The sequence below is a fragment of the Mangrovimonas sp. ST2L15 genome (genome assembly GCF_001280515.1).
Lineage (GTDB): Bacteria > Bacteroidota > Bacteroidia > Flavobacteriales > Flavobacteriaceae > Mangrovimonas > Mangrovimonas futianensis.
In genome coordinates, this window is the sequence record NZ_LBIQ01000030.1 from 330,454 (window position 1) to 353,809 (window position 23,356).

Consider the following 23,356-nt stretch of genomic DNA (forward strand, 5'->3'; position numbering starts at 1 on the left):
ATATGATATCAGTTTTTGAGACATTTTATATTGACACGCTTAAACCTGAAGACGCATTGAGCTTAAGTAGCTTAATGATTCGTAATGGAAAAAGGTTTCAGGAATACCTTCCCAAGACCTTAGCAGCCAACTTATCAGAAAGTGCCTCAAAAGACTACATACAAAAAAAGCTTTCTGAATTTGAGAATAAAGTGGAATTCACTTTTGCAATTAAAGACAAGGACACCCATAATGTAGCTGGATTGGTCATTTTGAAAAATATTGATTGGGTCAAAAAGCAAGGAGAATTTGCATATTGCTTAGGCAGAAAATTTTCCGGTAAAGGTTGGATGAGTCAAAGCATGGAATCTCTCAAGGAATATGCCTTTTTAAATTTAGGTTTAAATAGGCTTCAAATTTTAATTCACAAAACAAATATAAGCAGTATCAATGTTGCTAAACGGGCTGGTTTTTCTTGGTCTGAAACCTTGGAAAACGAGTATGTTTCAGGGAAATCAACATTAGATATGGAATTATATGAATTAGCTCATGAAAGATAGATTTTACCAATACATTCAGGACTTACAAGACATTATTACTTCAAAATTAGAGGAGCTTGATGGTAAAGCTCGTTTTCAAGAGGATTTATGGGAACGACCCGAAGGTGGTGGTGGACGCACTCGTGTCATCCAAAACGGGAACGTATTTGAAAAAGGAGGCGTCAACATTTCTGCAGTTCATGGAGCATTACCCGAATCTATGCAAGCCTATTTTGGTGTTAAGGATGCTGACTTTTTCGCCTGTGGATTAAGTTTGGTACTACATCCAAAAAACCCAATGGTGCCAACTGTACATGCCAATTGGCGCTATTTTGAGATGTACAATAAGAAAGGTGAGATTGTAGACCAGTGGTTCGGAGGGGGGCAAGATCTAACTCCTTATTATCTATTTGAAGAAGACGCTATTCATTTTCATAAAACCTGCAAATGGGCCTGCGATAGACACCATCCGGAATTCTATCAAAAATATAAAGAAAAATGTGATGATTACTTCTGGAATACCCACAGAAATGAGGCTAGAGGTATTGGTGGGTTATTCTTTGATTATTGCAAAGCCCAGGAGGATTTTGGAATGGATGCATGGTTTGATTTTATAACCGAGGTAGGTGATAGTTTTTTAGAAGCCTATGTACCTATTGTATTAAAAAGAAAAGACTTAACTTACACGGAGCAACAACGTAAGTGGCAAGAAATAAGAAGAGGACGTTATGTTGAGTTTAATTTGGTACATGATAAAGGCACTTTATTTGGTTTAAAAACCAATGGAAGGATTGAAAGTATTTTAATGAGTTTGCCCCCACATGTACAATGGGTTTATGATTATCACCCAGAACCGGAGTCTGAAGAAGACAAACTGATTGAAGTATTAAAACATCCAAAACCATGGGTCTAAAAAACATAATTCTATTTGCCTCACTATGTTTACCTGCTATTATTTTCTCGCAGGAAACTGAAGAAGAAATCGTTTATATTGAAGAAACCGACCATAAGGTTTCCTACCCCAATCGCATTACGGCTCGAGCTTATTATGTTAATACCTCAAATTCTATAATTTTAAAAGACCGGTTTTCTGATCTGTTTTTCAATCTCGAACCCAATAAGCAAAACCGAATAGGAGCTTCGGTTTCTTTTAGAGGCCTCTCAGCTTCCTATTCTTTCGCTCCAGACTTTCTTGCCGAAAATGAAGACAATGAACATTCCAGACTTTTTAATTTTAGCCTAAGGAATTTTTTTGGAAAGCACTTTATGCAAACCTTCGATATTTTTAATGAAAAGGGCTTTTATTTAAAATTAAACAATGATGACGCCATATCTGTGTATCTTCCAAATACCAACAACTTTAAAATTGGAGGTGCAACATCCTATATTTGGAATGAGAACTTTTCATTTAGGGCCATTACCTCACAAGATGAAAAGCAATTAAAAAGTACAGGGAGTTTTATCCCCAGAATTGTATATTATTACACCAAGTTTAATTTAGAAGGAGAATCGGGAACAGATGGTTCCTACATTGACTCCAGTTACTATTCTTTTGATATCGCCTTTGCGCCATCTTACTATTACAACTTTGTACCTACCAAAAATTTATTACTGTCGGCTGGGGCTTCAGCAGGTATTGGCTTAAACAGATCCAAATCGGAAGGAGAAGACCCTTTGGTAACGCTATTGACCGAATTAAACTTTAGAGGGTCTGCAACTTATGACATAGACAACCTCTATTTAGGAGCCCATTACAGCTACTTAATTTTGAATCATGCCGCAGATAGAACAAGCCGAATAAAGGACAACATTCCTTATTTCCAAATATTTGTAGGATATCGATTTAAAGCTCCTAAATCCCTTGTTCAATTTGCTGATAAAATGGAAGGGAAATTGAATGAAGAAATTGATAAAATAAAATCATAACATGTATCCTATAAAACGCAACAGAAGATTAAGAACAAATGCAAGTATTCGTTCTTTAGTGCGAGAAACCATAATAACTCCTAACGATTTTTTAGTACCCCTTTTTGTGGTAGAAGGGAAAAATGTCAAGGAAGAAATTGCTTCCATGCCTAACTATTTCAGATTAAGTCTAGACCTTTTAGAACAAGAGGTTAAGGAATTATGGAGCATGGGATTGAAATCTGTCTTATTATTTGTAAAAGTACCTGACCAACTAAAAGACAACAAAGGAACCGAAGCCATCAACCCCAATGGACTCATGCAAAAAGCCATTAAAACCGTCAAGGATGCTTGTCCAGAAATGATTGTTATGACCGATGTTGCCATGGATCCATATTCCATCTATGGCCATGATGGCATAGTGGAAAATGGCCTGATCCTAAATGATGAAACTGTTGATCTTTTAACTGAAATGAGTCTTTCTCATGCGGAAGCGGGCGCTGATTTTGTAGCTCCCAGTGATATGATGGATGGTCGTATTTTATCCATTCGTGAAGCCTTTGAAGACGAAGGTTTTTTCAATACGGGTATCATGGCTTACTCCGCTAAATATGCATCTGCATTTTACGGTCCATTTAGAGACGCTTTGGATTCTGCACCAGTAGATTTAAAAAACATTCCTAAGGACAAAAAAACATATCAAATGGATTATGCTAATCGCTTTGAGGCGCTTAGGGAAACCGAACTGGACATTGAAGAGGGAGCCGATATTGTTATGGTTAAACCAGGATTATGCTATCTGGACATAGTACGCGATATTAAAAATGAAGTAGATGTCCCACTGGCTGTTTATCAAGTTTCTGGGGAATATGCCATGATTAAAGCAGCAGCAGAAAAAGGTTGGCTAGACCATGATGCCGTTATCCTTGAACAAACTTATGCGATCAAAAGAGCAGGGGCAGATATTATTGCTAGCTATTTTGCTAAGGATGTTGTGAAATTGATTTCGTAACTTCGTACAAACCCATAACCCAAAACATGAGCGCACTATTTTTCTGGGCCTTTATCTCCATCTTCTTTTCCTTTATGTGTTCCATTCTGGAAGCCGTACTATTAAGTGTTACACCCACCTTCATTACAGTCAAAAAACAAGAGGGTAAACATTATGCCACCGTATTGGAAAACTTAAAAAAAGACGTAGATAAACCTCTTATTTCTATTCTAACTCTAAATACTATTGCTCATACACTAGGTGCAATGATGGTAGGAATCCAAGCAGAGAAACTACCTTATAAAATAGAATTGTTTGGAATTAATACTGTAGGAGTTGTATCGGCGGCCATGACCCTATTAATTTTAATTGCCTCAGAAATTATTCCGAAAACGATTGGTGCCACCTATTGGAAATCTTTGGCGAATTTTACTTCAAAAGCTTTAACCGTCTTAATTTTTCCATTAAAATGGACAGGGATTTTATGGGTATTACAATTAACCACTAAACTTATTGGAGGAAAGGGACATCATGGAAGTGTTTTCAGCAGAGAAGATTTTCACGCCATGACCAATTTAGCAGAAGAAAAAGGCGTTTTTCTGGAATCTGAAAGTAAGGTGATTAAAAACATGTTGACTTTTAAGGATGTTTTGGCCAAGGATATCATGACCCCAAGAACGGTCATGAAAATTGAAAATGAAACAACAACTATCAAAGATTTTTTTGAAAAGAATTCCAATATTCGATTTTCAAGAATTCCTGTGTATACAGAGGAAACAGACAACATTACCGGCTTAGTCCTCAAAGATGAAATCTTCAGGGAAATGGCTTTTGGAAATGGAAATAAATTGCTCTCAGACATCAAAAGAACCATCATTATCATCAATCGCAGTATGCCTATCCCAAAATTATTTGAGCAACTCGTTGAGAGCAAAAATCATATGGCTTTGGTAGTGGACGAGTACGGATCCGTAAGCGGTTTGGTAACCATGGAAGATGTGATTGAAACGCTTTTGGGTATGGAAATTATGGACGAAAGTGATAGCATTGCAGACCTTCAGCTATTGGCCAGAAGAAGTTGGGAAACTCGTGCCAAACGTTTAGGCCTTATAGAAGATCAAAAACCAAAAGAATAATGGATTTCTGTATCATCCATACCCCTTTGGGCTACACCCAGATTGAGGGCGACTATTTGGGTGTGTCAAAGATTTCTATTTTGAATAGTGAAGTGAACGTGTCCAAAACCATCCCGAAATCTCTTGAAGAATGCTCGCGTCAACTACAAGAATATTTTGAGGGTAGCAGAACGGAATTCCAGCTAAACTTGAATCCAGCAGGAACAACTTTTCAAAAGAAAGTTTGGAGCGAATTACAAAAAGTACCCTACGGAAAAACCAAAAGCTACCTTGAACTATCCCGCAACTTAGGAGATGAAAAAGCCATCCGAGCCGTTGCCAATGCCAATGGCAAAAACCCCCTATGGATTGTTATTCCTTGCCACAGAATTATAGGAAGTGACGGCAGTCTTACAGGTTATGCAGGCGGATTGCACAGAAAACAATGGCTTTTGGAACATGAAAGTCCGTATAAACAAGAAACACTATTTTAATTTTTTGGTTATATTTAGTTACATCTAAATTAACTATATGAAATTTTTAAAGCCCCTTGCCAAATGGTTAGTTATTGTCCTAGGACTCCTAATCATTCTTCTTTATATCACTAACACTGACTACCTTATCAAGGCCGTAAGAACCATTTATTTAAAAGGCCATACCACTGCTTATCTTGAAGATTACAAAGAATTTGACAACAAATTCATTGAAGCAGGAAACCCAATACCCTGGCCCTATCACAAGGACTTCAACTTGGCTTCCATAACCGATAAATTGGCCCAGACTAACAAAGAGTTGGGTACCATAGCTTACGTGATTATTAAAAATGACAGCATTTGGTTTGAAACATATAATGATGGCTTTGGCGAAGACTCCAAATCCAATTCCTTTTCCATGGCAAAAAGTTATGTTACCGCTTTACTTGGAAAAGCCATTATGCAAGGATATATTAAAGGACTAGATCAACCTGTTTGTGATTTCCTCCCTGAATTTTGCGAGGGAATGGCAGCAAAAATGACGGTTGGAGACTTATCCAGTATGTCCTCTGGAACCAATTGGGATGAAGCCTATTATTCGCCATTTTCAATCACCACCAGAGCCTATTTTGACGACAATTTAAAAGAAGTCATTAACGGGTTAAAAGTGGTTCAAGAACCTGGCCAACGGTTTAAATATGCCAGTGGAGATACTCAATTGCTAGCTCTTGTTTTAGAGCGAGCCACTGGTAAAAAACTATACAATTATCTTTCTGAAGAGTTATGGAAGCCCTTGGGATGTGAACTGGATGCTCCATGGCAAGTTGATAGTGAAGAACATGATTTTGTTAAAGCCTATTGTTGTATTGCTAGTGATGCCAAAGATTTTGCAAAATTAGGAAAGCTATATAAAGATTATGGCAATTGGAATGGACAACAGATTTTAGATTCAGCTTTTATAGCCAAATGTGTGACACCAAGATTTTCATCTAGTCCCCAATATGGTTATGGATGGTGGTTAAAAACTATAGGAGACAAATCCTTTTTCATGATGCGAGGACATTTGGGACAGTATGTTATTGTGGAGCCCGAGGACAACATTATTATTGTTCGTTTGGGTCATTCCAAAGGCGCAGGGAATACCGTTGCAGTATTTACGGATGACATCAGCATCTATATTGAAGAAGCTTACAAAATGTTAGGTTATGATCTCAAAAATTAATCTTGAAAACATCCTTTTTTTAGACATTGAAACGGTTCCCGAAACAGAACATTTCAATGACTTGGATGAAACCAAACAGGAATTATGGGACGCCAAGTCCAGATACCAAAGAGGTGATGACTATTCTCCCGATGAATTTTACGACCGAGCTGGTATTTGGGCAGAATTTGGTAAAATCATTTGTATCTCCGTTGGCTATTTCAATCTTAAAAATGACGTAAGAACCTTTAGGGTTACCAGCTTTTATGGCGAAGAACCGAAACTATTAAAAGATTTTAAAAACCTACTCATTTCCCACTTTAGTCAAACCAAACATTTACTATGTGCCCATAATGGGAAGGAATTTGATTTTCCATATATTGCCCGACGAATGATCATCCACAATATAGAACTTCCTTATAAATTGAATCTGTTTGGCAAAAAACCTTGGGAAGTTCCTCATTTGGACACCTTAGAACTTTGGAAATTTGGTGATTATAAAAACTACACCTCTTTGAAGTTATTGACTAATGTTTTGGGCATTCCTTCTCCTAAGGAAGATATTGATGGCAGTGAGGTTTACAAAGTCTATTATGAAGATGGTGATATTGACAGAATAATCAAATACTGCGAAAGAGATACCATTGCCGTGGCTCAAATTTTCCTGAGATTGCGTGGAGACGACTTGCTTCTGGATGACGAAATTATCCACATTTAAGGATGAACAACAAATTATTAGACATTACAGACTTACATGTTTCTTTTGTTTCCAATCAAAAGGAAAAAGAAATCATTCATGGGATTTCCTATCAACTTTTTGAAAATGAAATTTTAGGGGTTGTAGGTGAATCTGGTTCTGGGAAATCAGTTTCATCATTGGCTCTTTTGGGTTTACTGCCCAAAGGAATTTCTAAAATCACCAAAGGCTCCATATACTTTAAGGGTCAAGACCTTACTCATTTATCAGATAAGGAATTTCAAGCCTTGAGAGGCAATGAAATTGCCATGATTTTTCAAGAACCCATGAGTTCCTTAAATCCATCCATGCGATGCGGTGAACAGGTTATTGAAATTCTTTTACAACATACCTCATTAAGCCAAAAGGAAGGGAAACAGAAAACCTTAGAACTCTTTGAGAAAGTAAAATTACCAAACCCAGAAAGGGTATATAAAGCCTATCCACATGAGATTTCGGGCGGACAAAAACAACGGGTTATGATTGCGATGGCCATTGCCTGCAACCCTAAAATTTTAGTCGCTGATGAGCCAACCACCGCCTTGGATGTAACCGTTCAAAAAGAAATTATCCTTTTGTTGAAACATCTTCAAGCCACCGAAGGGATGAGTATTATTTTTATTTCGCATGATTTATCCTTGGTTTCCGAAATTTCAGACCGCATTCTAGTTATGTATCAAGGTCAAATAGTAGAACAAGGCCCTGTTAAAGACATTTTTCTAGCCCCAAAGGAAACTTATACCAAAGCACTTATAAACTCAAAACCCGCTTTGGATGTCAGACTCAAAAAACTACCTACCATCCAGGATTTCATAAATGACACCACTAACAAGGATGTCATTACCCTGAAAGACCGCCATAAAAAACATCAAAAGCTCTATTCGCAAGCTCCTATTCTTGAAGTGAGCAATGTAGAGAAGGAGTATGTATCCCAAGCCGGATGGTTTGGAAAACCTACTTTTTTCAAGGCCGTAAACAATGTTAGCTTCAGGTTGTATGAAGGCGAAACTTTAGGACTGGTTGGGGAATCCGGTTGTGGTAAATCTACTTTATCAAATGCCATTTTAATGTTAGATCCGCCCACCGCTGGTCAAATATTCTATAAAGGTACTGACATCACAAAATTAAACAGAAAGTCGTTAAGGCGATTAAGAAAAGACATTCAAGTAATCTTTCAGGACCCGTTTGCTTCCTTAAACCCTAGAATTCCCATTGGAAAAGCTATTATGGAGCCCATGAAAGTCCATCATATTGGCTCTTCTGATAAAAACAGAAAGGAAAAAGTCATGACATTGTTGGATAAAGTAGGCTTAAATTCTGAATCGTTTTATAAATATCCACATGAATTTTCTGGCGGACAAAGACAACGTGTGGGAATTGCCAGGGCCATCGCATTAGAACCTAAATTGGTTATTTGTGACGAATCTGTTTCTGCGCTTGATATATCGGTGCAGGCACAAGTTCTTAATCTATTAAATGACTTGAAAGATAATTTTGGATTTACCTACATTTTTATTTCCCATGACTTATCGGTGGTGAAATACATGTCTGACCAATTAATTGTCATGAATCAAGGAAAAATTGAAGAGATGGGTGATGCTGATAAGGTTTATGGACATCCAGAAAAAGAATACACCAAAAAATTAATTCATGCTATACCCAAAGGGTTATAGCATGAATATTTTCTTGGCCAGATACCAAAGACTTTTAACAAATCTTATCGTTCTGTTGTAGTTCATGAATAGTCTCATCTCATAACTAGAAGTAGGTCGTTCAGGTAGATTTGAGGCAACATTCATAATAGGTTAGTTTAGTAAATTTGGGGCTCTTTAACTACGGTTTTAGATTTGGGGCATCTTAAAATCTTAGTTGTTAATTTTTTATTTTTAGTTGGTTAATTCTTGGTTTTGATTGGGACTGCTAATATGGAATAATTTTTTTTTAAAATCAGCTTAAAAGCTATATTATTCGATAAAATACATATTTTTTTAACATATTTAGTTAATTAATATGTTTTTTCTTACAGTAAATTTGATTTTAATTTGAGTTTCCTATCTCGTTTATTTCCTTAACTTTAATTCAAAAATTGCTTACATGAAAAAATTACTTTTACTTTTCATAATGGGTTTTCTATGTAGTTGTGAGATCCAATATGATATTTCCACCCGATATGTGTTTGAAGGACATATCACAGACAGAAATAACCAACCCATCAAGAATCAAACCATTGAATTATGGATCTATAATTCCCATGATACCGATCTTATTAGCTACACAACTTCTTCAGAGAATGGTAGTTTTGAAATGGTCATTCCGAAACCTACCAACGAAAGAGAGTTTGAAGTTAGAGTTTTAGGAAACTCTCAATACCGTCAAAAAGCTTATGTCAACATTTGGGAGTCTGATATAAAAAATTACTACTTCCCATTGGATAATGTCACCCTTATTGAGAATGATGACATCACTCAGTTGCAAATCGCTTTAAATCAGATAAACCCTGAAAATACCATAACAAAAATGGAACTTGATGGCCTATTAGCAGATTTAACCGTTTGGGTAAACCCGTTGGAAACCGAATACCCAGAATATTATTATGACATGTACTCTAAAACTGTTGCTAAAAACCAAATTCTAGACCTACACTATGAAGTGACAAATAGTTCAGGCCAAACCAATGGTTTTGATGAACAAATAATCGTTGGAAATGAAGTAGAAACCCCATATACTATTACCTACTAAGATGAAAAAGATTCTATTTATCCTAATTTTAATAGGTTATTCAACCTTCATTAAAGCTCAAGAAACCGCGGACCAAAACGAAAGTCAATCAAACGAATCCAAAGGTTTATCTGTGAAACCCCAAATGTATTTTTACACATTACACCATTTTAATTATGGGAATAACTTCCTTTCAGATGGTCATGAGCCCAAATTGGCGGGAGTAGGATTTCAACTAAATACTATCGAATATTACAATTTCAAATTGGGGTTTGGATTTGACTATATGAGATATGACGTCACCAACGTTGCTACCATAGGAAATATTAATAGAACTCATTACCATTCAGCATATGGTAAAATTCTATACCAATGGGATATCACAAAACCCATCTCTCTTGAACCCTATGTAGGTTTGGGAGCAGTTCAAGTGCGTCAAAATTTTAATTTAAATCTAAATGCATTGAATGAGGACTCTAACAGCTTCTACGGAATGATTTTTTATGCGGGTCTAAATGTGACTTTTAATTTAATTGACCATTTTTCGGTGTATGTTGGAGGTAATTACAATAATGTTAGTTTTAACATCGACACCCACAAAACCTGGGAAGATTACTTTAATAAAATCAATCAGGCCCAAATACATTTAGGCCTGATCGTAACTTTTGGTGATAATTAGAACTTAAATATTCATTTCAGGAACTTCGCCATCAACGATTAAAGTCCCTTCAGTGGCATTTTGAATATCTTCCACTGACACTCCAGGAGCGCGTTCCAAGAGATGGAATGCGCCATCCTTTATTTCAATAACGGCTAAATTGGTTACAATTTTGGTAACGCAACCAACTCCTGTCAAAGGCAATGTACAACTCTTTAATAACTTAGATTCTCCCGCCTTATTCGTATGCATCATGGCTACAATGATATTTTCGGCACTAGCTACCAAGTCCATGGCTCCGCCCATACCTTTTACCATTTTACCAGGTATTTTCCAATTGGCTATATCTCCATTTTCGGCAACCTCCATGGCTCCCAAAATAGTTAGGTCTACATGCTTTCCTCTAATCATCGAAAAGCTCATGGCTGAATCAAAGAAACTAGCACCAGGAAGCGTTGTTATGGTTTGCTTTCCAGCGTTAATGATATCGGCATCTTCATCGCCTTCAAAAGGGAAAGGTCCCATACCTAACACCCCATTTTCACTTTGAAATTCGACTTCAATATCATCACGAACAAAATTGGCTACCAAGGTTGGAATTCCAATTCCTAAATTCACATAGTATCCATCCTTAACTTCTTGAGCAATTCGTTTTGCTATTCCGTTTTTATCTAACATACCTAATTTCTTTGTCTTACTGTTCTTTGTTCAATTCGTTTTTCATAGGTCTCACCTTGGAATATGCGTTGTACAAATATTCCCGGAATATGAATTTGATTGGGATCTAAACTACCAACCGGCAATAACTCTTCCACCTCAGCTACCGTAATTTTGGCGGCTCCACACATGGCTGGATTAAAGTTTCTCGCCGTACCCTTGAATATAAGGTTTCCTGCTTCGTCACCCTTCCAAGCTTTTACAAAGGCAAAATCTGCCTTAAAGGCTTCCTCTAAAACATACATTTTACCATTAAATTCTCTCGTTTCTTTACCTATGGCTACTTCGGTTCCATATCCCGCAGGCGTATAAAACGCAGGAAATCCAGATTGAGCCGCTCTGCATCGTTCTGCCAAAGTACCTTGTGGGATCAACTCTACTTCAAGCTCGCCACTTAGCATTTGTCTTTCAAATTCATCATTTTCTCCTACATAAGAAGAAACCATTTTCTTTATTTGACGCTTTTGCAACAGCAATCCCAAACCAAAATCATCTACCCCTGCATTATTGGAAATACAAGTCAGACCATTAACATTTAATTTTACTAGTTCAGCAATGGCATTTTCAGGTATACCACACAGACCAAATCCACCTAACATCAAGGTCATATTATCGGTTATACCTTCTAATGCTTCCTGTACATTAGATACCTTTTTTAAAATCATTTTTGTTGATTGTTTGTATTTGTAATTTATGTTTTGAAAAATACGAAAATAACCGCGAGGAAAACAGAGAAATATTAAAATTCACCCCTTGACTATTGGCGAATTCGCAAAACAATTGTCAATGAATTTAAATCCTTTTTGAACAAAAAAAATCTGAAAGCCTATTCTTTTCAAAAGGCACCATAAATAGAAACTATTTTTATAGGGCAAAAAATAACACATCTAGTCGATAATCTATCCAAGGATAAACAATCGACTAAAAAATTTATCTGACCTACTTTTAAAAATAGTTAAAAGATATCTAGAGCATCGGGCTTCTCCTCGTCTGGAATTCCTTCTTCAGGGGAAGAGCTATCAGTACAATCAACTGAAATAGTTAATTCTTCTGGACGTTCAAAATCCGCCTTAGAGACCTCCAGTTCTTCGTCATTATAACAGCTTTTCATAAACTGTCCCCAAATAGGAAGTGCCATTGAGGCTCCCTGACCGTAAGTAATCGTTCTAAAGTGTGCAGCACGGTCTTCAGCACCAACCCAGACCCCTGTGACCAAGTTTGGAACCATTCCCATAAACCAGCCATCACTTTGATTTTGGGTTGTTCCCGTTTTACCAGCTATAGGGTTATCAAATTCATAAGGATAACCTGTTATGATTTCTTTATAAACGGCTACATTAGTTGCCCAATTGCTGCGTAACCTTTGCCCCGAACCATATTGGGTAACACCTTCCATTAAATTAACGGTTACATATGCTGCCTCCTCACTTAGTACATCTCTTGTTTCTGGTTTGAATTGATATAAGATGGTCCCATTTTTATCTTCGATATGGGTTACCATGACTGGTTTGTTATAAACCCCTTTATTAGCGAAAGTAGCATAGGCAGCCACCATTTCATATACACTTAAGTCAGCTGTTCCTAAAGCGATAGAAGGTACTGGTGGGATCTCTGCTTCCACACCTAATTTTTTGGCCAAATCCACCACAGGTTGTGGCCCTACCTTATCTATCAATCTAGCAGTAATGGTATTAACAGAATTTGCTAAAGCACTCTTTAATGTTAAGTCTCCACCATAGCTTCCATCTGAGTTTTTTGGCGTCCATGGTTCTATCAAACCATATTTTCCAGCTTCAATAGTAATTTGGGTATTAGGCAACTCATCGCATGGAGACAAATGCAATTGATCGATAGCCGTAGCATATACAAAAGGCTTGAACGTAGAACCAACCTGTCTTCTACCTTGTTTAACGTGATCGTACTGAAAATGTTTATAGTTCATACCTCCAACCCAAACTTTTATGTGACCTGTTTGGGGATCCATAGACATCATACCTGGCTGAAGGAATGATTTGTAATATCTCATGGAATCCAAAGGTTTCATGATTGTATCTATTTCACCTTTCCATGAAAAAACGGTCATTTGGGTAGGTGTGTTAAAAGATTCCAATATTTCCTTATCCTCCTTTTTAAGGTCATACTTCATGTGCCTCCACCTTTCCGATTGTCTAATTCCACGCTTCATCAAACCATCAATCTCATCTTTAGTTAACTCTAAAAATGGAGCGGTAGGATTCCTGTCTGGAGTGTTTTGATGATCAAATTCGGCCTGAAGTCTAGCCATGTGTTTTTGAACCGCTTCCTCGGCATAGGCTTGCATTCTAGAATCAATAGTGGTGTAAACTTTTAAGCCATCGTTATAAAGGTTGTACTTAGATCCATCTGGCTTAGGGTTATCTTTTATCCAATCCTTTAAGAAATCTCTTAAGTACATTCTAAAATATGTAGCAATTCCCTCTCGGTGTGACTCAGGAGAATAATTCAAATCAAGATCCAAATCTTTTAAAGAGTCCTTAACTGTTACTTGGATGAAATCATATTTATACATCTGATTCAGAACCACATTTCTTCGATTTGTCGTTCCAACGGGGTTTCTCCTTGGATTATATAGAGAAGAATTCTTAAACATTCCAACCAACATAGCAGATTCCTTGACATCTAAGTCTCTAGGCTCCTTATTGAAATAAATTCTAGATGCCGAACGAATACCATCAGCATTATTCCCAAAATCATAAATATTGAAATACATAGCAATGATTTCTTCTTTGGTATACTGGCGCTCCAAACGAATGGCAATAATCCATTCTTTAAATTTTTGAAGAATTCGTTCTACGATATTTTGGGATCCTTCGCCATGGAACAATTGTTTGGCCAATTGCTGAGAAATCGTACTTGCTCCACCTCCTTTTCCTAAGGTTAAAAAGGCTCTTAAAGTTCCACGTGCATCTATTCCAGAGTGGCTATAAAATCGAGCATCTTCAGTAGCTACCAAAGCATCTACCAAGTGTTTTGGAAGATCATCAAAACCTACTGGAGTTCGGTTATCGTTAAAGTAATATTTACCCAGTGTTTTCCCATCAGAAGAAATAACTTCGGTTGCCAAATTGGTTTTAGGATTTTCTAATACGGTATGGTCTGGCATTTCTCCAAAAACGCCCCAAGATGCCAATAAAAAAAGAAGGACGACAAATAGAATTCCTCCGAGAAATAATCCCCAGAACCAGCGGATAAATTTGCCGAAATCACTATTGGTACTGGATTTCTTGGTTTGTTTTTTCTTTGCCATAGCCAATTAGTTTTGTTCTATTTTTTCGATTCGGAAACCTACATCTGTAACTCCTTTTAAGTTTTCAACACCATCTACTTCTCCATTCTCCCTCATAGCCTGTTGTACCTTCAGGGTATACTCCCCAGACTCCTTAAAAACAACACCTTCCTTATACCACAACTTATTCTCTTTAATGTCTGAAAATCCAGTTCCTAGCAAGGATCCATCTGCTTTAGCCATTTCATATTCCAAAGTATCCGTTACCTTTTTCCCATGAGGAAAATCCATCTCCACAATTAAAAACAAGTTTTTGAAGGGGTAATCATTCGTATTTCTAAGATTTACGAATAAATTATAGGGTTGGATCGTATCTGGAGGATTAATTTTAAAACTAATGATCGAGTCCTTATGCCATTTATTTGGTAAGGAATGATAAGTATCATAAACCCTTTTGGAATCGCAAGAAGCCAAACTAATAGTTAAAATAAGTAGGAGGAACAGCCTATTTTGCATTCGATTTTTTGTTTTGGGGTTTTCTTCCTCTTTTGTTATTGTTATTCCCTTTGTTGTTATTATTCTTCGTGTTGCTGCCTTTGCTATTGTTGTTGCTCTTTCTCTTGTTATTGCGCTTTCTACTTCGCTTAGGCGTATCAAAACGAGTTAAACTATCTTGACCTACAACGTTCTCAAACTCATTTTTAGTATCTTCAACCAAGTCTGCAGCATATTCTTCAAGACTCGCTACTTTCTTTTTTTGTTTGTTCAATTCCAATATTTCATTGGCTTGATCTTGGGTAAGTTTGTGCCAATTAGCATACTCCCCTTCGTAGGCATACCATAGAAAGCCTTTAAAAATATCTGTCTTTTGACAAACTGCGGTTCCCTTTTCAGTAACTAATTTGGCATCTGTTTTAGGAAAATCTTTAAGAGCATCCAGATAGGTATCCAATTCATAATTAAGACAACATTTCAGCTTTCCACATTGGCCTGCCAACTTTTGAGGATTTAAAGAAAGTTGTTGGTATCTCGCCGCCGAAGTACTTACCGATCTGAAGTCGGTTAACCATGTAGAACAACATAATTCCCTACCGCAAGAACCAATACCACCAAGTCTGGCGGCTTCCTGACGAAACCCAACTTGTTTCATTTCAATTCTAGTCCTGAATTCTTTGGCGAATAGTTTGATTAATTCGCGAAAATCGACGCGATCTTCTGCGGTATAATAAAAGGTAGCCTTACTAGCATCCCCTTGATATTCTATATCTGAAATTTTCATTTCCAAGCCCAAGTCTATTGCAAACTGACGGGCTTTCACCTTCATTTTTTCTTCCTTTTCTCGACACTCTGTCCATATATCTATATCCTTTTGAGAGGCTTTTCTATAGATCTTTAGAACATCGGTCTTAGTGTCAAATTTCTTCCTTTTGATTTGTACTCTTACTAATTCACCAGTAAGCGTAACCATTCCTACATCATGACCCGATTGGGCTTGTGTCGAAACGACATCACCAATTGAAAGCGATAAATTTTCGTTATTTATATAATAGTGTTTTCTTCCATTTTTAAAACGCACCTCAACCCAATCATAAGGTTTTTCCCCATTGGGCAAAGACATGTTAGAAAGCCAATCAAAAACAGTTAATTTGTTACAACTGTCCGTTCCGCACGTACCATTATTCCTACATCCCTTTGGCTGACCGTTTTTTCCAGTCGCGCAACTTCCACATCCCATAAATACTGTATATATATTGATTCTGAACGAGATAAACCCTATTTCAGAAGACGATTAATAAAAATTGTTCAAGATGTAAAGATAAGATTATTCTAATGAGATAAAAAACCTATTTTTCTAATTGAAATCCACCTCGTAATTTAGTCTGTTAGAAAGCGATTTTAAGGTCTTTTTAGACTTGAAGATATTGGAAAACAATTGCTTTTCCCAGCCTATTTTTTTTGAATACTCGTTAAAACTTTCCTCACGCCATTGAAACCCATTTTTCCAAAACTTTTGAGGGGATACATAGCAAAAAGTATAATCAAAAATAAGACTGGAATCATTGATTGATTCCTTACTTGGAATTTGGTCTGGCGCCAACAAAACAATATTATTTGCTTTGCAATTGGTTCTTATTTGGCCAATGATATTGGGATAGTCCTTCCGTAAAACATCTAGGTCAAATTCTTGATATTCTGTATTTCCAATTTTTTGAATAGGTCTAATTTGAAGTACATCAAAACTCTGCCCATCAAAATGCTTAAATAGGTGCGTTAACTCATGAAAATTATCCTTATTGAATGTATAATTGATTCTCACCTTAAAATCATAGCGCTTCTTTAACTTGGCAAATGCTTTAAACGCCTCATGAAATTTCTCATAGTTTGCCTTTTTCATAAACCCTTCATAGCTTTCTTTAGTAACCCCATGAAGAGAAATGGTAAATTCATTTAAACCGGCATCCAAAAGTTCCTTGATACTATCTTCGGTCAATAAATTGGCATTGGTAGTTATGGAAATATAAGGTACCTGATATTGCTTTCCCAATGCGACAATCTTTGGCAGATTTTTATACAAAGTTGGCTCTGTACCACAACCTATCTGAAGCTTTAGAGCTCTCTTAAAAATGGCTTTAGCCACTTGCTCCAACTCTTCTTCTTTAAACTGACCTTTGAGAGTTTTCACATAATCGGCATCTGTAAAATAGCACATTTTACATCTGAGGTTACATGCTAAAACAGGGTCAAGATTAACCGCTAAATATCGCTTGTTCAACTTATGCAATAAATAGAGTCCCAAGAATTTAACCTGGTGGCTCTTTATTTTTCTATTAAGTTGTAAAAGCTTGTAAATATCCATTCGACGTAGTAGGGTTTACCTATTAAACGTTTTTGACCGAAATTATTTTAACGGGACACGCCTTTGCGGCTTGATCACAGGGTTCAAAAATAGTATGGTCTGGCGACTTCAAAGTAAAGAATCCTTTTTTTTCTTGACTTCTTAGAAGTACTGACTTCCCATCCTTTTTTGACATTTGAAATTGCTCTGGTGCTAGTTCCACACAGTAATTACATCCTATGCATTTATTTCTTTGTAGGGTAACTACAACCATTAAGCTTCCACTTTATTTTCTACAATTTTGTAGAGTTTGTCAGAAGGACGCACTCTAAAAGGAATCGGAATGGTTACTGAATCGCCTTTCCCACCTTTTTCAAGCTTTTCATCATTAACCAACATGGTATCTACGGTAATTTCTTTGGAACCCGTGGTAGGACCTGTTATTAAAATGGTATCTCCAAGTGACAAATCATAGGCCTCGATTTTAAATTCGGCAATACTTGTTTTGGGATAATAATGAACTCCTTTCCCTATATATACTTTCTTTTGGGTAGCATGAGACCCAGAACCTTTACTCCATTCTCCAAGTTTTTGACCTAAGTAATAACCACTCCAGAAACCTCGATTGTATACTTTTTCCAATTCTTGCATCCAACCGATCACTTTTTCTTTACTATAGGTTCCTTCTTCTATACTATCAATAGCTTCACGATAACATTTTATAACCTGAGCCACATATTCTGGAGCTCTTCCCCTACCTTCAATTTTTAAAACCTTGATTCCAGCATCCACGACTTCTTCTAGAAAATCAATAGTACACAGATCTTTTGGAGACATGATGTACTCATTATCTATCTCCATTTCAAATCCAGACTCTTGGTCAATGACTGTATATTTTTTTCTACAATTCTGTTTACAAGCCCCTCTATTTGCTGAAGAATTATGAGAATGTAAACTCAAGTAGCATTTACCAGACACCGCCATACACAAAGCACCATGACCAAAAATTTCAATTTCCACCAAACGTCCAGAAGGCCCTTTGATTTGTTCCTTTTCAATCTGTTCGGTAATCTTTTTGACCTGCCTTAAACTTAGCTCTCTACTTAATACCATAGTATCAGCAAACATGGCATAAAACTTTACCGTTTCAATATTGGTAATATTGATTTGCGTAGAAATATGCACCTCCATTTGATGTTCGCGAGCCATAGCTATCACCGCCTGATCCATAGCAATGACCGCCGTAATATTTGCCTCTTTGGCCTTTTTGACAAGAGTTTTCACTATGGACAAATCATGGTCATAGATAATGGTATTCAAAGTAAGGTAGGTTCTAACTCCTTTTTCTTGACATCTTCTGGATATTTCAGGAAGGTCGTCTAAAGTAAAGTTAATAGAAGCTCTTGCCCTCATATTGAGTTGCTCCACTCCAAAGTATACCGAATTGGCCCCATTGTCCAAGGCTGCCTGTAAAGATTCAAAATTACCCGCCGGCGCCATTAATTCTATCTGCTGCATAACTTAGTCTTTTAACACATTGGGTTGTAATACTTCGAATATGTTTCGCAAGTCTTGCTTAAAAGGTAGGTGATCTGCTCTTCCTTTTTTGAATATATCATTGCTATTTCCCTGCCCTTTTCTCAAAGCCTTTTGCTCCTCATAAGGTAAATGGATGATTTCCTGGCAATTGGTTGAACAGCAATTCTCCATCTTTTCTTTACATTCATCACACTGAATAAAAAGCAGGTGGCAGGCTTCATTGGCACAATTAGTATGGGTATCTGCTGGTTTCCCACACTGATGACACTGAGCGATAATATCTTCTGAAATGCGCTCGGAGCGTCTTTCATCAAAAACAAAATTCTTTCCTATGAATTTGTTCTCCAGTCCCTCGGCGTTAACCTGTCTAACATAGTTAATGATCCCTCCTTCCAACTGAAACACGTTTTGAAATCCACGATGTTTGTAATAGGCACTGGCCTTTTCACAACGGATTCCTCCAGTGCAATACATGACCAAGTTTTTATCTTCTTTGTGATCTTTTAAATCGTCCTCTATGATAGGTAAAGACTCCCTGAAAGTATCTACATCAGGAGTTACCGCATTTTTGAAATGTCCTATTTCGCTTTCATAATGGTTACGCATATCTACCAACACCGTGTTTGGGTCTTCAATAAGCTCATTGAATCTTTCGGCATTGACATGCACTCCAATATCAGTCACATCAAAGGTTGCGTCATTTAAACCATCGGCTACAATTTTATCACGCACTTTGACTTTCAATTTTAAAAAGGCAAAGTTGTCATGTTCTATGGCGATGTTAAGGCGTACATCCTTTAAAAAGGTGATGGTATCCAAATGGGATTTGAAGGCATCAAAATTTACGGCTGGCACTGATAATTGGGCATTTATACCTTCGTGGGCCACATAGATTCTTCCTAGGACATCTAGTTGGTCCCATGCTAGAAACATATGGTTCCTAAATAATTCTGGATTGCCAATTTTGGCGTATGTGTAGAAAGAGATGGTAAGCCGGTCTTGACCCGCTTCCTCAATTAGTTTCGCTCTTTCTTTAGCACTTAAGTTATTGTACAGTTGCATGCTATACCAATGGTTTAAGGTTAAAGATTAAATTTTTGAGCTGCAAAGGTAATGTTTTTTAACTATTTGCATTAAAACATACCATCAAGCCTCAAAAGCGTAAGTTTTACCCAAGTTATTGTTGGTGATTTGGCAATCAAGTATGTATCTTTTTCTAAGCCTTAATGAGATTTAAAAAAAATTAATTCCGCTGCGCCCTATTGGTCCGAACCAAACTTGAACGGGGTTTAAGTAATCTCTGGTTCTTTTCATTTAAGGTACTAGCTTTTGTAGGATTTTTAATTATTTTTAGCCTGCAAAAACCAAAAATGGAACACGTCAAATTGTTTAAGCGGAGAAAACAACTATCAATTGCAATTGGAGTAGTTGGTTTACTTTTCATTTTGTTAGTCATTCTTGATCGTACGACTGACTTAGGAATAGGTGAACATTTTCCTTTAGTGGGTTTTATTTTTGTGATCCAAATGTTCTTAAATTTTGGAAATTTCAAGAAATACTTTTTTCAATTTGACAAACAACACATCAAATGGAGATTTCCTGGTATGGCTGAACCTAAGGTTATCGTTATTTCGGAAGATTCCATGGATATTACAACCAACTGGAAAGGTGTACAAATAAACCACGAAGACCAATATTATGAGATTTTGACCGACGGTTTATGGAAAGGAGAGAAAAAGCTCATCTACAAAACATTGAAACAATATTATAGTTGAGCCGAATACGGTCTTTTCTCACATAAATCGTTTCAAAATAGCTTAAAATGAGGTTCTTTAGCTATCTTTAATCCCATGCGGGCTTGTAAAGATCTCGTTAAAAACGCCATTGTTAAAAGACCTTATGAGACTTCTTTTATTTTTAATCGCTACTTTTTTGACAATTCCTTGGACCAGTGCCCAAAAGAACATGGAAAACAGGGAGCTTGTATTTGACTCCATGGATTTGAAAATAATTCAGCGAGCCGATTCCATACTTTCGGATGCGGCCATTTGGAACAAGCATGATGACCGCCAATGTGATGATGACATAACCAATGGCAAGTACAGTTTGTTTTGTGCTCTTTTCAAAGCATCCATTGATGTTTCTGGAGAATACATCCACAGAAGGCCCAGTCTTCAAATTGTGAGGTTCACCTTGGAGAAATATGAAAACGGTCGCGTTATTAACCATAGACTTATGGATTGGAACAACCACGCTGACACTACCTTCGAAGAGGTAAAGCAAGTTTTACGGGAATCTGAAGAAGTGGTGAAACAACAACTAAACAAATCAACCAAAAACTAATTGGACATTTAAAATAGCATTATGAAGTACATTTTTCCTTTTTTGATCTTTAATCTTTTATTTCTAGGTTGCTCTAATAATCATGTTGAAAAAAAAGGCTTTCAAGTAAGTGATATCACCGAAGATGAAAGTGGTCAAAAAGTAGTTGGACTTCTCATAGACTCCCTAAAACTGGAAACTAGACCCAGAAATGTTCTTTTGACCTATAACAATGAGCACCGATTGACTCCAATCTATAAAGTGAACTATAATAAAAAAACAAACAAACCTTTTGTGGGCTCCAATTTGTATCATTCTACTTGGAATGATGATGATAGGAAAGGAAACAATTGGAACAATAACTTCATGCCAGGTTTTGAAGCGATTTACGGTTATAACTTTGTGAACGTTTCCCATTACAACAACTTGACAAATACTGAAAACAAACTTTTTGACAAACCTGTTTTGATCAAAACCCTTTACTATCCCGCCTTTTCCAAAGACACTCTGAATTATGAGCCTGTAAAAAGAGGTTATTACATGGTATCAGTTTATGATGAGGACTCTAACAAAGATGGTTTTATAAATATGAAGGACTTGAGAAGACTCTATCATTTTGACATAGACGGAAAGAATAAAACGACACTAATCCCGAAAACACATTCGGTCATGAGTTCGGAATATGATCCTGCCAATGACCTCATGTACGTTTTTGCAAAAAAAGACAGCAACCAAAATGGGCAAATGGAAACTGAGGAGCCCACAGACATTTTTTGGATTGATCTTAAAAACCCTGAAAAGGTGGGAAAACAATATCAAGCTGAATAAAATAACTTCCAAAAGTCCCCATTTATAGAGTTGCCGATAATTTGGGATATTGCCTATTTTTGCTCATGTTTGAACATCTATGACCCACAAACAATTTACTTTTAGGACCACCAAGCCAGAACAGAAGCAACACTGTTCTATTGTTACCATCGATAATTACTATTTACAGTTTAGCAATGACCTGAATTATACCTTTTCAGAATATAAAGGCACTTCCATCCATCTGTTAGGGAATCTTTTTGACTACATACGTACAGAGGCATCCAATCAAGAACTATTGGACACTTTAGCAAATCAACAGTCAAAGGAGGACTTTTTTAAAATGCTCAACACTTTTTATGGTGAATATGTCCTTATTCATGCCACCCAAGAATCCTTGATTGTATTGAATGATTGTTGCGCCCAAAGAGAAGTATATTATACCGAGGACTATAAGGATTTAGCTTCAGAATTACACTTCATTTCATCAACATGGGAACATCCAAAGAATCATGCTTATTATAATTCCAAGCTTTATGATCAAAAGAAATTATTTATAGGGACCACAACTCCAGACCCATCTATAAATCACTTGTCCCCTAATCATTATCTGGATTTACTGAACAAAAAAACGGTTCGTTTTTTCCCCTTTTCAAAAATAACTCCTCAATCTATCAATGATGTTGCCAATAAAGCCGCACTCATGTTGAAAGGTTATATTAAAGCTATTGCAAACAGACATCCTATCATTCTGCCTGTTACTGGAGGATTTGATAGTCGATTACTATTCCTTGCCAGTTTATCAACGGAATGTGATTATTTTGTTTTCCAACATGATAATATGAATGAGTCCCATTATGACATTCAAATAGCCAAAAAGTTAACTCATTTGTTCAATAAAAAACTACATGTTATTGAAGATGGAGCAACTGATATCACTTCAAACAAAAACAATTCTTTCAAAACTGACTATCAAAAATTCATTCCTGGCAAAGTAATAATCAATGGAAACATAAGCGAGGTAGCTAGAAATTTTTTCAATTACATTAAGCCAGTTTCTGGAATAAAACTTGCTGTTCTTAATGGTTTTTCCACCAACAACTTTGTAACAAATCATTATGATCAATGGTTGACCAAAAACCAACGCCCATTTGAAACTTTTGGTTATAACATGCTAGATATGTTTTATTGGGAAGAGAAAATGAGCAATTGGGCCGCTAGATCAAAAACAGAAAATTCCAAAGAAGGTTTAGAGGTCATGTCTCCCTTTAATTCTCGAGCACTTTTAGAACTGCTTCTTTCTACTAAAAGAAAAGACCGAGATAAGTACACAAGCAAGCTTTACCAAAAGATTATAGAAAACTTGGCGACCAACCATAAAACCATAAATGGAATCCCTACAAATCCTGATTTTGAGAGAAAAAAGGCGATGTTTCTCAAAAAAATAGGGTTATTTCAATTTTATGATGAGATACTGTTAAAAGTAAGGATTCTGAAACGAAAGATTTGAGAACTTCAAATCATGATTATTAAATAGTATCCTGTAAACCCCATT

24 protein-coding genes are annotated in these 23,356 nt (G+C 36.6%); 15 read left to right on the top strand and 9 right to left on the bottom strand.

Annotation, left to right across the window (positions count from 1 at the left end):
- Nucleotides 1–2 precede the first annotated feature (2 nt).
- The 11 genes from ZA07_RS05340 (at nt 3) to ZA07_RS05390 (ending at nt 10,336) form a co-directional block, all read left to right on the top strand.
- On the top strand, nt 3–539 hold the full coding sequence (locus ZA07_RS05340) for a GNAT family N-acetyltransferase (protein ID WP_053970693.1): 537 nt from the start codon (nt 3–5) through the stop codon (nt 537–539).
- Nucleotides 529–1,431 (top strand): oxygen-dependent coproporphyrinogen oxidase, encoded by a 903-nt coding sequence (gene hemF / locus ZA07_RS05345; protein WP_053970694.1) that lies wholly within the window; start codon nt 529–531, stop codon nt 1,429–1,431. The genes ZA07_RS05340 and hemF overlap by 11 nt, the downstream gene beginning before the upstream one ends.
- Nucleotides 1,422–2,444, top strand: coding sequence for a DUF4421 domain-containing protein (locus ZA07_RS05350; RefSeq protein ID WP_053970695.1), 1,023 nt, complete (start codon nt 1,422–1,424; stop codon nt 2,442–2,444). Before hemF ends, ZA07_RS05350 begins: the two co-directional genes overlap by 10 nt.
- Before the next feature lies 1 nt (nt 2,445).
- The gene (gene hemB / locus ZA07_RS05355; RefSeq protein ID WP_053970696.1) at nt 2,446–3,435 is read left to right on the top strand and encodes a porphobilinogen synthase; all 990 of its coding nucleotides are present in this window, start codon (nt 2,446–2,448) and stop codon (nt 3,433–3,435) included.
- Between the two features lie 26 nt (nt 3,436–3,461).
- Complete coding sequence (locus tag ZA07_RS05360; protein ID WP_053970697.1) at nt 3,462–4,550, top strand: CNNM domain-containing protein; 1,089 nt, start codon at nt 3,462–3,464, stop codon at nt 4,548–4,550.
- On the top strand, nt 4,550–5,023 hold the full coding sequence (locus ZA07_RS05365; RefSeq protein WP_053970698.1) for a methylated-DNA--[protein]-cysteine S-methyltransferase: 474 nt from the start codon (nt 4,550–4,552) through the stop codon (nt 5,021–5,023). Before ZA07_RS05360 ends, ZA07_RS05365 begins: the two co-directional genes overlap by 1 nt.
- A 37-nt stretch (nt 5,024–5,060) precedes the next feature.
- Nucleotides 5,061–6,224 carry a serine hydrolase gene (locus ZA07_RS05370; protein WP_053970699.1) on the top strand — a complete coding sequence of 388 codons (1,164 nt, stop codon included), beginning with the start codon at nt 5,061–5,063 and terminating at the stop codon, nt 6,222–6,224.
- Nucleotides 6,208–6,921: a 3'-5' exonuclease gene (locus tag ZA07_RS05375; RefSeq protein ID WP_053970700.1), complete on the top strand. Its 714-nt coding sequence runs from the start codon at nt 6,208–6,210 to the stop codon at nt 6,919–6,921. Before ZA07_RS05370 ends, ZA07_RS05375 begins: the two co-directional genes overlap by 17 nt.
- Before the next feature lie 2 nt (nt 6,922–6,923).
- A complete protein-coding gene (locus ZA07_RS05380) occupies nt 6,924–8,612 on the top strand; it encodes an ABC transporter ATP-binding protein (RefSeq protein ID WP_053970701.1) in 1,689 nt (562 codons plus the stop codon).
- Between the two features lie 421 nt (nt 8,613–9,033).
- The gene (locus tag ZA07_RS05385; protein WP_157492069.1) at nt 9,034–9,678 is read left to right on the top strand and encodes a hypothetical protein; all 645 of its coding nucleotides are present in this window, start codon (nt 9,034–9,036) and stop codon (nt 9,676–9,678) included.
- 1 nt (nt 9,679) lies between these two features.
- Nucleotides 9,680–10,336: an outer membrane protein gene (locus ZA07_RS05390; protein WP_053970703.1), complete on the top strand. Its 657-nt coding sequence runs from the start codon at nt 9,680–9,682 to the stop codon at nt 10,334–10,336.
- A gap of 3 nt (nt 10,337–10,339) precedes the next feature.
- On the opposite strand, the gene ZA07_RS05395 is transcribed toward ZA07_RS05390, so the two are convergent.
- The 9 genes from ZA07_RS05395 to ZA07_RS05435 form a co-directional block, all read right to left on the bottom strand.
- A complete protein-coding gene (locus tag ZA07_RS05395; protein WP_053970704.1) occupies nt 10,340–10,993 on the bottom strand; it encodes a 3-oxoacid CoA-transferase subunit B in 654 nt (217 codons plus the stop codon).
- A 2-nt stretch (nt 10,994–10,995) separates the two neighbouring features.
- The gene (locus ZA07_RS05400; RefSeq protein WP_053970705.1) at nt 10,996–11,697 is read right to left on the bottom strand and encodes a CoA transferase subunit A; all 702 of its coding nucleotides are present in this window, start codon (nt 11,695–11,697) and stop codon (nt 10,996–10,998) included.
- Between the two features lie 290 nt (nt 11,698–11,987).
- A complete protein-coding gene (locus ZA07_RS05405; protein WP_053972055.1) occupies nt 11,988–14,318 on the bottom strand; it encodes a penicillin-binding protein 1A in 2,331 nt (776 codons plus the stop codon).
- A 6-nt stretch (nt 14,319–14,324) separates the two neighbouring features.
- Nucleotides 14,325–14,813, bottom strand: coding sequence for a gliding motility lipoprotein GldH (locus ZA07_RS05410; RefSeq protein WP_053970706.1), 489 nt, complete (start codon nt 14,811–14,813; stop codon nt 14,325–14,327).
- The gene (locus tag ZA07_RS05415; protein WP_053970707.1) at nt 14,803–16,032 is read right to left on the bottom strand and encodes a regulatory iron-sulfur-containing complex subunit RicT; all 1,230 of its coding nucleotides are present in this window, start codon (nt 16,030–16,032) and stop codon (nt 14,803–14,805) included. Before ZA07_RS05415 ends, ZA07_RS05410 begins: the two co-directional genes overlap by 11 nt.
- A 117-nt stretch (nt 16,033–16,149) precedes the next feature.
- Nucleotides 16,150–17,154, bottom strand: coding sequence for a radical SAM protein (locus ZA07_RS05420; RefSeq protein WP_053970708.1), 1,005 nt, complete (start codon nt 17,152–17,154; stop codon nt 16,150–16,152).
- A gap of 22 nt (nt 17,155–17,176) precedes the next feature.
- The gene (locus ZA07_RS05425; RefSeq protein ID WP_053970709.1) at nt 17,177–17,407 is read right to left on the bottom strand and encodes a ferredoxin; all 231 of its coding nucleotides are present in this window, start codon (nt 17,405–17,407) and stop codon (nt 17,177–17,179) included.
- Nucleotides 17,407–18,651 carry a peptidase U32 family protein gene (locus tag ZA07_RS05430; protein ID WP_053970710.1) on the bottom strand — a complete coding sequence of 415 codons (1,245 nt, stop codon included), beginning with the start codon at nt 18,649–18,651 and terminating at the stop codon, nt 17,407–17,409. Before ZA07_RS05430 ends, ZA07_RS05425 begins: the two co-directional genes overlap by 1 nt.
- A 3-nt stretch (nt 18,652–18,654) precedes the next feature.
- Nucleotides 18,655–19,734: a rhodanese-related sulfurtransferase gene (locus ZA07_RS05435; protein ID WP_053970711.1), complete on the bottom strand. Its 1,080-nt coding sequence runs from the start codon at nt 19,732–19,734 to the stop codon at nt 18,655–18,657.
- Nucleotides 19,735–20,042: 308 nt separating this feature from the next.
- Here ZA07_RS05435 and ZA07_RS05440 point away from each other — a divergent pair, with 308 nt between their 5' ends.
- The 4 genes from ZA07_RS05440 to ZA07_RS05455 all read left to right on the top strand — a co-directional run bounded on the left by ZA07_RS05440 (nt 20,043) and on the right by ZA07_RS05455 (nt 23,311).
- Nucleotides 20,043–20,447, top strand: coding sequence for a hypothetical protein (locus ZA07_RS05440; RefSeq protein ID WP_053970712.1), 405 nt, complete (start codon nt 20,043–20,045; stop codon nt 20,445–20,447).
- A gap of 124 nt (nt 20,448–20,571) precedes the next feature.
- The gene (locus tag ZA07_RS05445; RefSeq protein ID WP_157492070.1) at nt 20,572–21,015 is read left to right on the top strand and encodes a hypothetical protein; all 444 of its coding nucleotides are present in this window, start codon (nt 20,572–20,574) and stop codon (nt 21,013–21,015) included.
- Nucleotides 21,016–21,036: 21 nt separating this feature from the next.
- A complete protein-coding gene (locus tag ZA07_RS05450) occupies nt 21,037–21,822 on the top strand; it encodes a hypothetical protein (RefSeq protein WP_053970714.1) in 786 nt (261 codons plus the stop codon).
- Nucleotides 21,823–21,901: 79 nt separating this feature from the next.
- Entirely contained in the window at nt 21,902–23,311 is a 1,410-nt protein-coding gene (locus ZA07_RS05455) for a hypothetical protein (RefSeq protein WP_053970715.1), read from the top strand.
- Nucleotides 23,312–23,356 lie beyond the last annotated feature (45 nt).

Bases quoted from the DNA above. Each gene is read 5' to 3' on its own strand.
- ZA07_RS05405 (WP_053972055.1), bottom strand. From the start codon at position 14,318: ATGGCAAAGAAAAAACAAACCAAGAAATCCAGTACCAATAGTGATTTC.
- ZA07_RS05450 (WP_053970714.1), top strand. From the start codon at position 21,037: ATGAAGTACATTTTTCCTTTTTTGATCTTTAATCTTTTATTTCTAGGT.
- ZA07_RS05370 (WP_053970699.1), top strand. From the start codon at position 5,061: ATGAAATTTTTAAAGCCCCTTGCCAAATGGTTAGTTATTGTCCTAGGA.
- hemF (WP_053970694.1), top strand. From the start codon at position 529: ATGAAAGATAGATTTTACCAATACATTCAGGACTTACAAGACATTATT.
- ZA07_RS05425 (WP_053970709.1), bottom strand. From the start codon at position 17,407: ATGGTTGTAGTTACCCTACAAAGAAATAAATGCATAGGATGTAATTAC.
- ZA07_RS05395 (WP_053970704.1), bottom strand. From the start codon at position 10,993: ATGTTAGATAAAAACGGAATAGCAAAACGAATTGCTCAAGAAGTTAAG.
- ZA07_RS05365 (WP_053970698.1), top strand. From the start codon at position 4,550: ATGGATTTCTGTATCATCCATACCCCTTTGGGCTACACCCAGATTGAG.
- ZA07_RS05390 (WP_053970703.1), top strand. From the start codon at position 9,680: ATGAAAAAGATTCTATTTATCCTAATTTTAATAGGTTATTCAACCTTC.
- ZA07_RS05380 (WP_053970701.1), top strand. From the start codon at position 6,924: ATGAACAACAAATTATTAGACATTACAGACTTACATGTTTCTTTTGTT.
- ZA07_RS05350 (WP_053970695.1), top strand. From the start codon at position 1,422: ATGGGTCTAAAAAACATAATTCTATTTGCCTCACTATGTTTACCTGCT.
- ZA07_RS05455 (WP_053970715.1), top strand. From the start codon at position 21,902: ATGACCCACAAACAATTTACTTTTAGGACCACCAAGCCAGAACAGAAG.
- ZA07_RS05440 (WP_053970712.1), top strand. From the start codon at position 20,043: ATGGAACACGTCAAATTGTTTAAGCGGAGAAAACAACTATCAATTGCA.
- ZA07_RS05385 (WP_157492069.1), top strand. From the start codon at position 9,034: ATGAAAAAATTACTTTTACTTTTCATAATGGGTTTTCTATGTAGTTGT.
- ZA07_RS05435 (WP_053970711.1), bottom strand. From the start codon at position 19,734: ATGCAACTGTACAATAACTTAAGTGCTAAAGAAAGAGCGAAACTAATT.
- ZA07_RS05360 (WP_053970697.1), top strand. From the start codon at position 3,462: ATGAGCGCACTATTTTTCTGGGCCTTTATCTCCATCTTCTTTTCCTTT.
- ZA07_RS05340 (WP_053970693.1), top strand. From the start codon at position 3: ATGATATCAGTTTTTGAGACATTTTATATTGACACGCTTAAACCTGAA.
- ZA07_RS05430 (WP_053970710.1), bottom strand. From the start codon at position 18,651: ATGCAGCAGATAGAATTAATGGCGCCGGCGGGTAATTTTGAATCTTTA.
- ZA07_RS05375 (WP_053970700.1), top strand. From the start codon at position 6,208: ATGATCTCAAAAATTAATCTTGAAAACATCCTTTTTTTAGACATTGAA.
- ZA07_RS05410 (WP_053970706.1), bottom strand. From the start codon at position 14,813: ATGCAAAATAGGCTGTTCCTCCTACTTATTTTAACTATTAGTTTGGCT.
- hemB (WP_053970696.1), top strand. From the start codon at position 2,446: ATGTATCCTATAAAACGCAACAGAAGATTAAGAACAAATGCAAGTATT.
- ZA07_RS05415 (WP_053970707.1), bottom strand. From the start codon at position 16,032: ATGGGATGTGGAAGTTGCGCGACTGGAAAAAACGGTCAGCCAAAGGGA.
- ZA07_RS05420 (WP_053970708.1), bottom strand. From the start codon at position 17,154: ATGGATATTTACAAGCTTTTACAACTTAATAGAAAAATAAAGAGCCAC.
- ZA07_RS05445 (WP_157492070.1), top strand. From the start codon at position 20,572: ATGAGACTTCTTTTATTTTTAATCGCTACTTTTTTGACAATTCCTTGG.
- ZA07_RS05400 (WP_053970705.1), bottom strand. From the start codon at position 11,697: ATGATTTTAAAAAAGGTATCTAATGTACAGGAAGCATTAGAAGGTATA.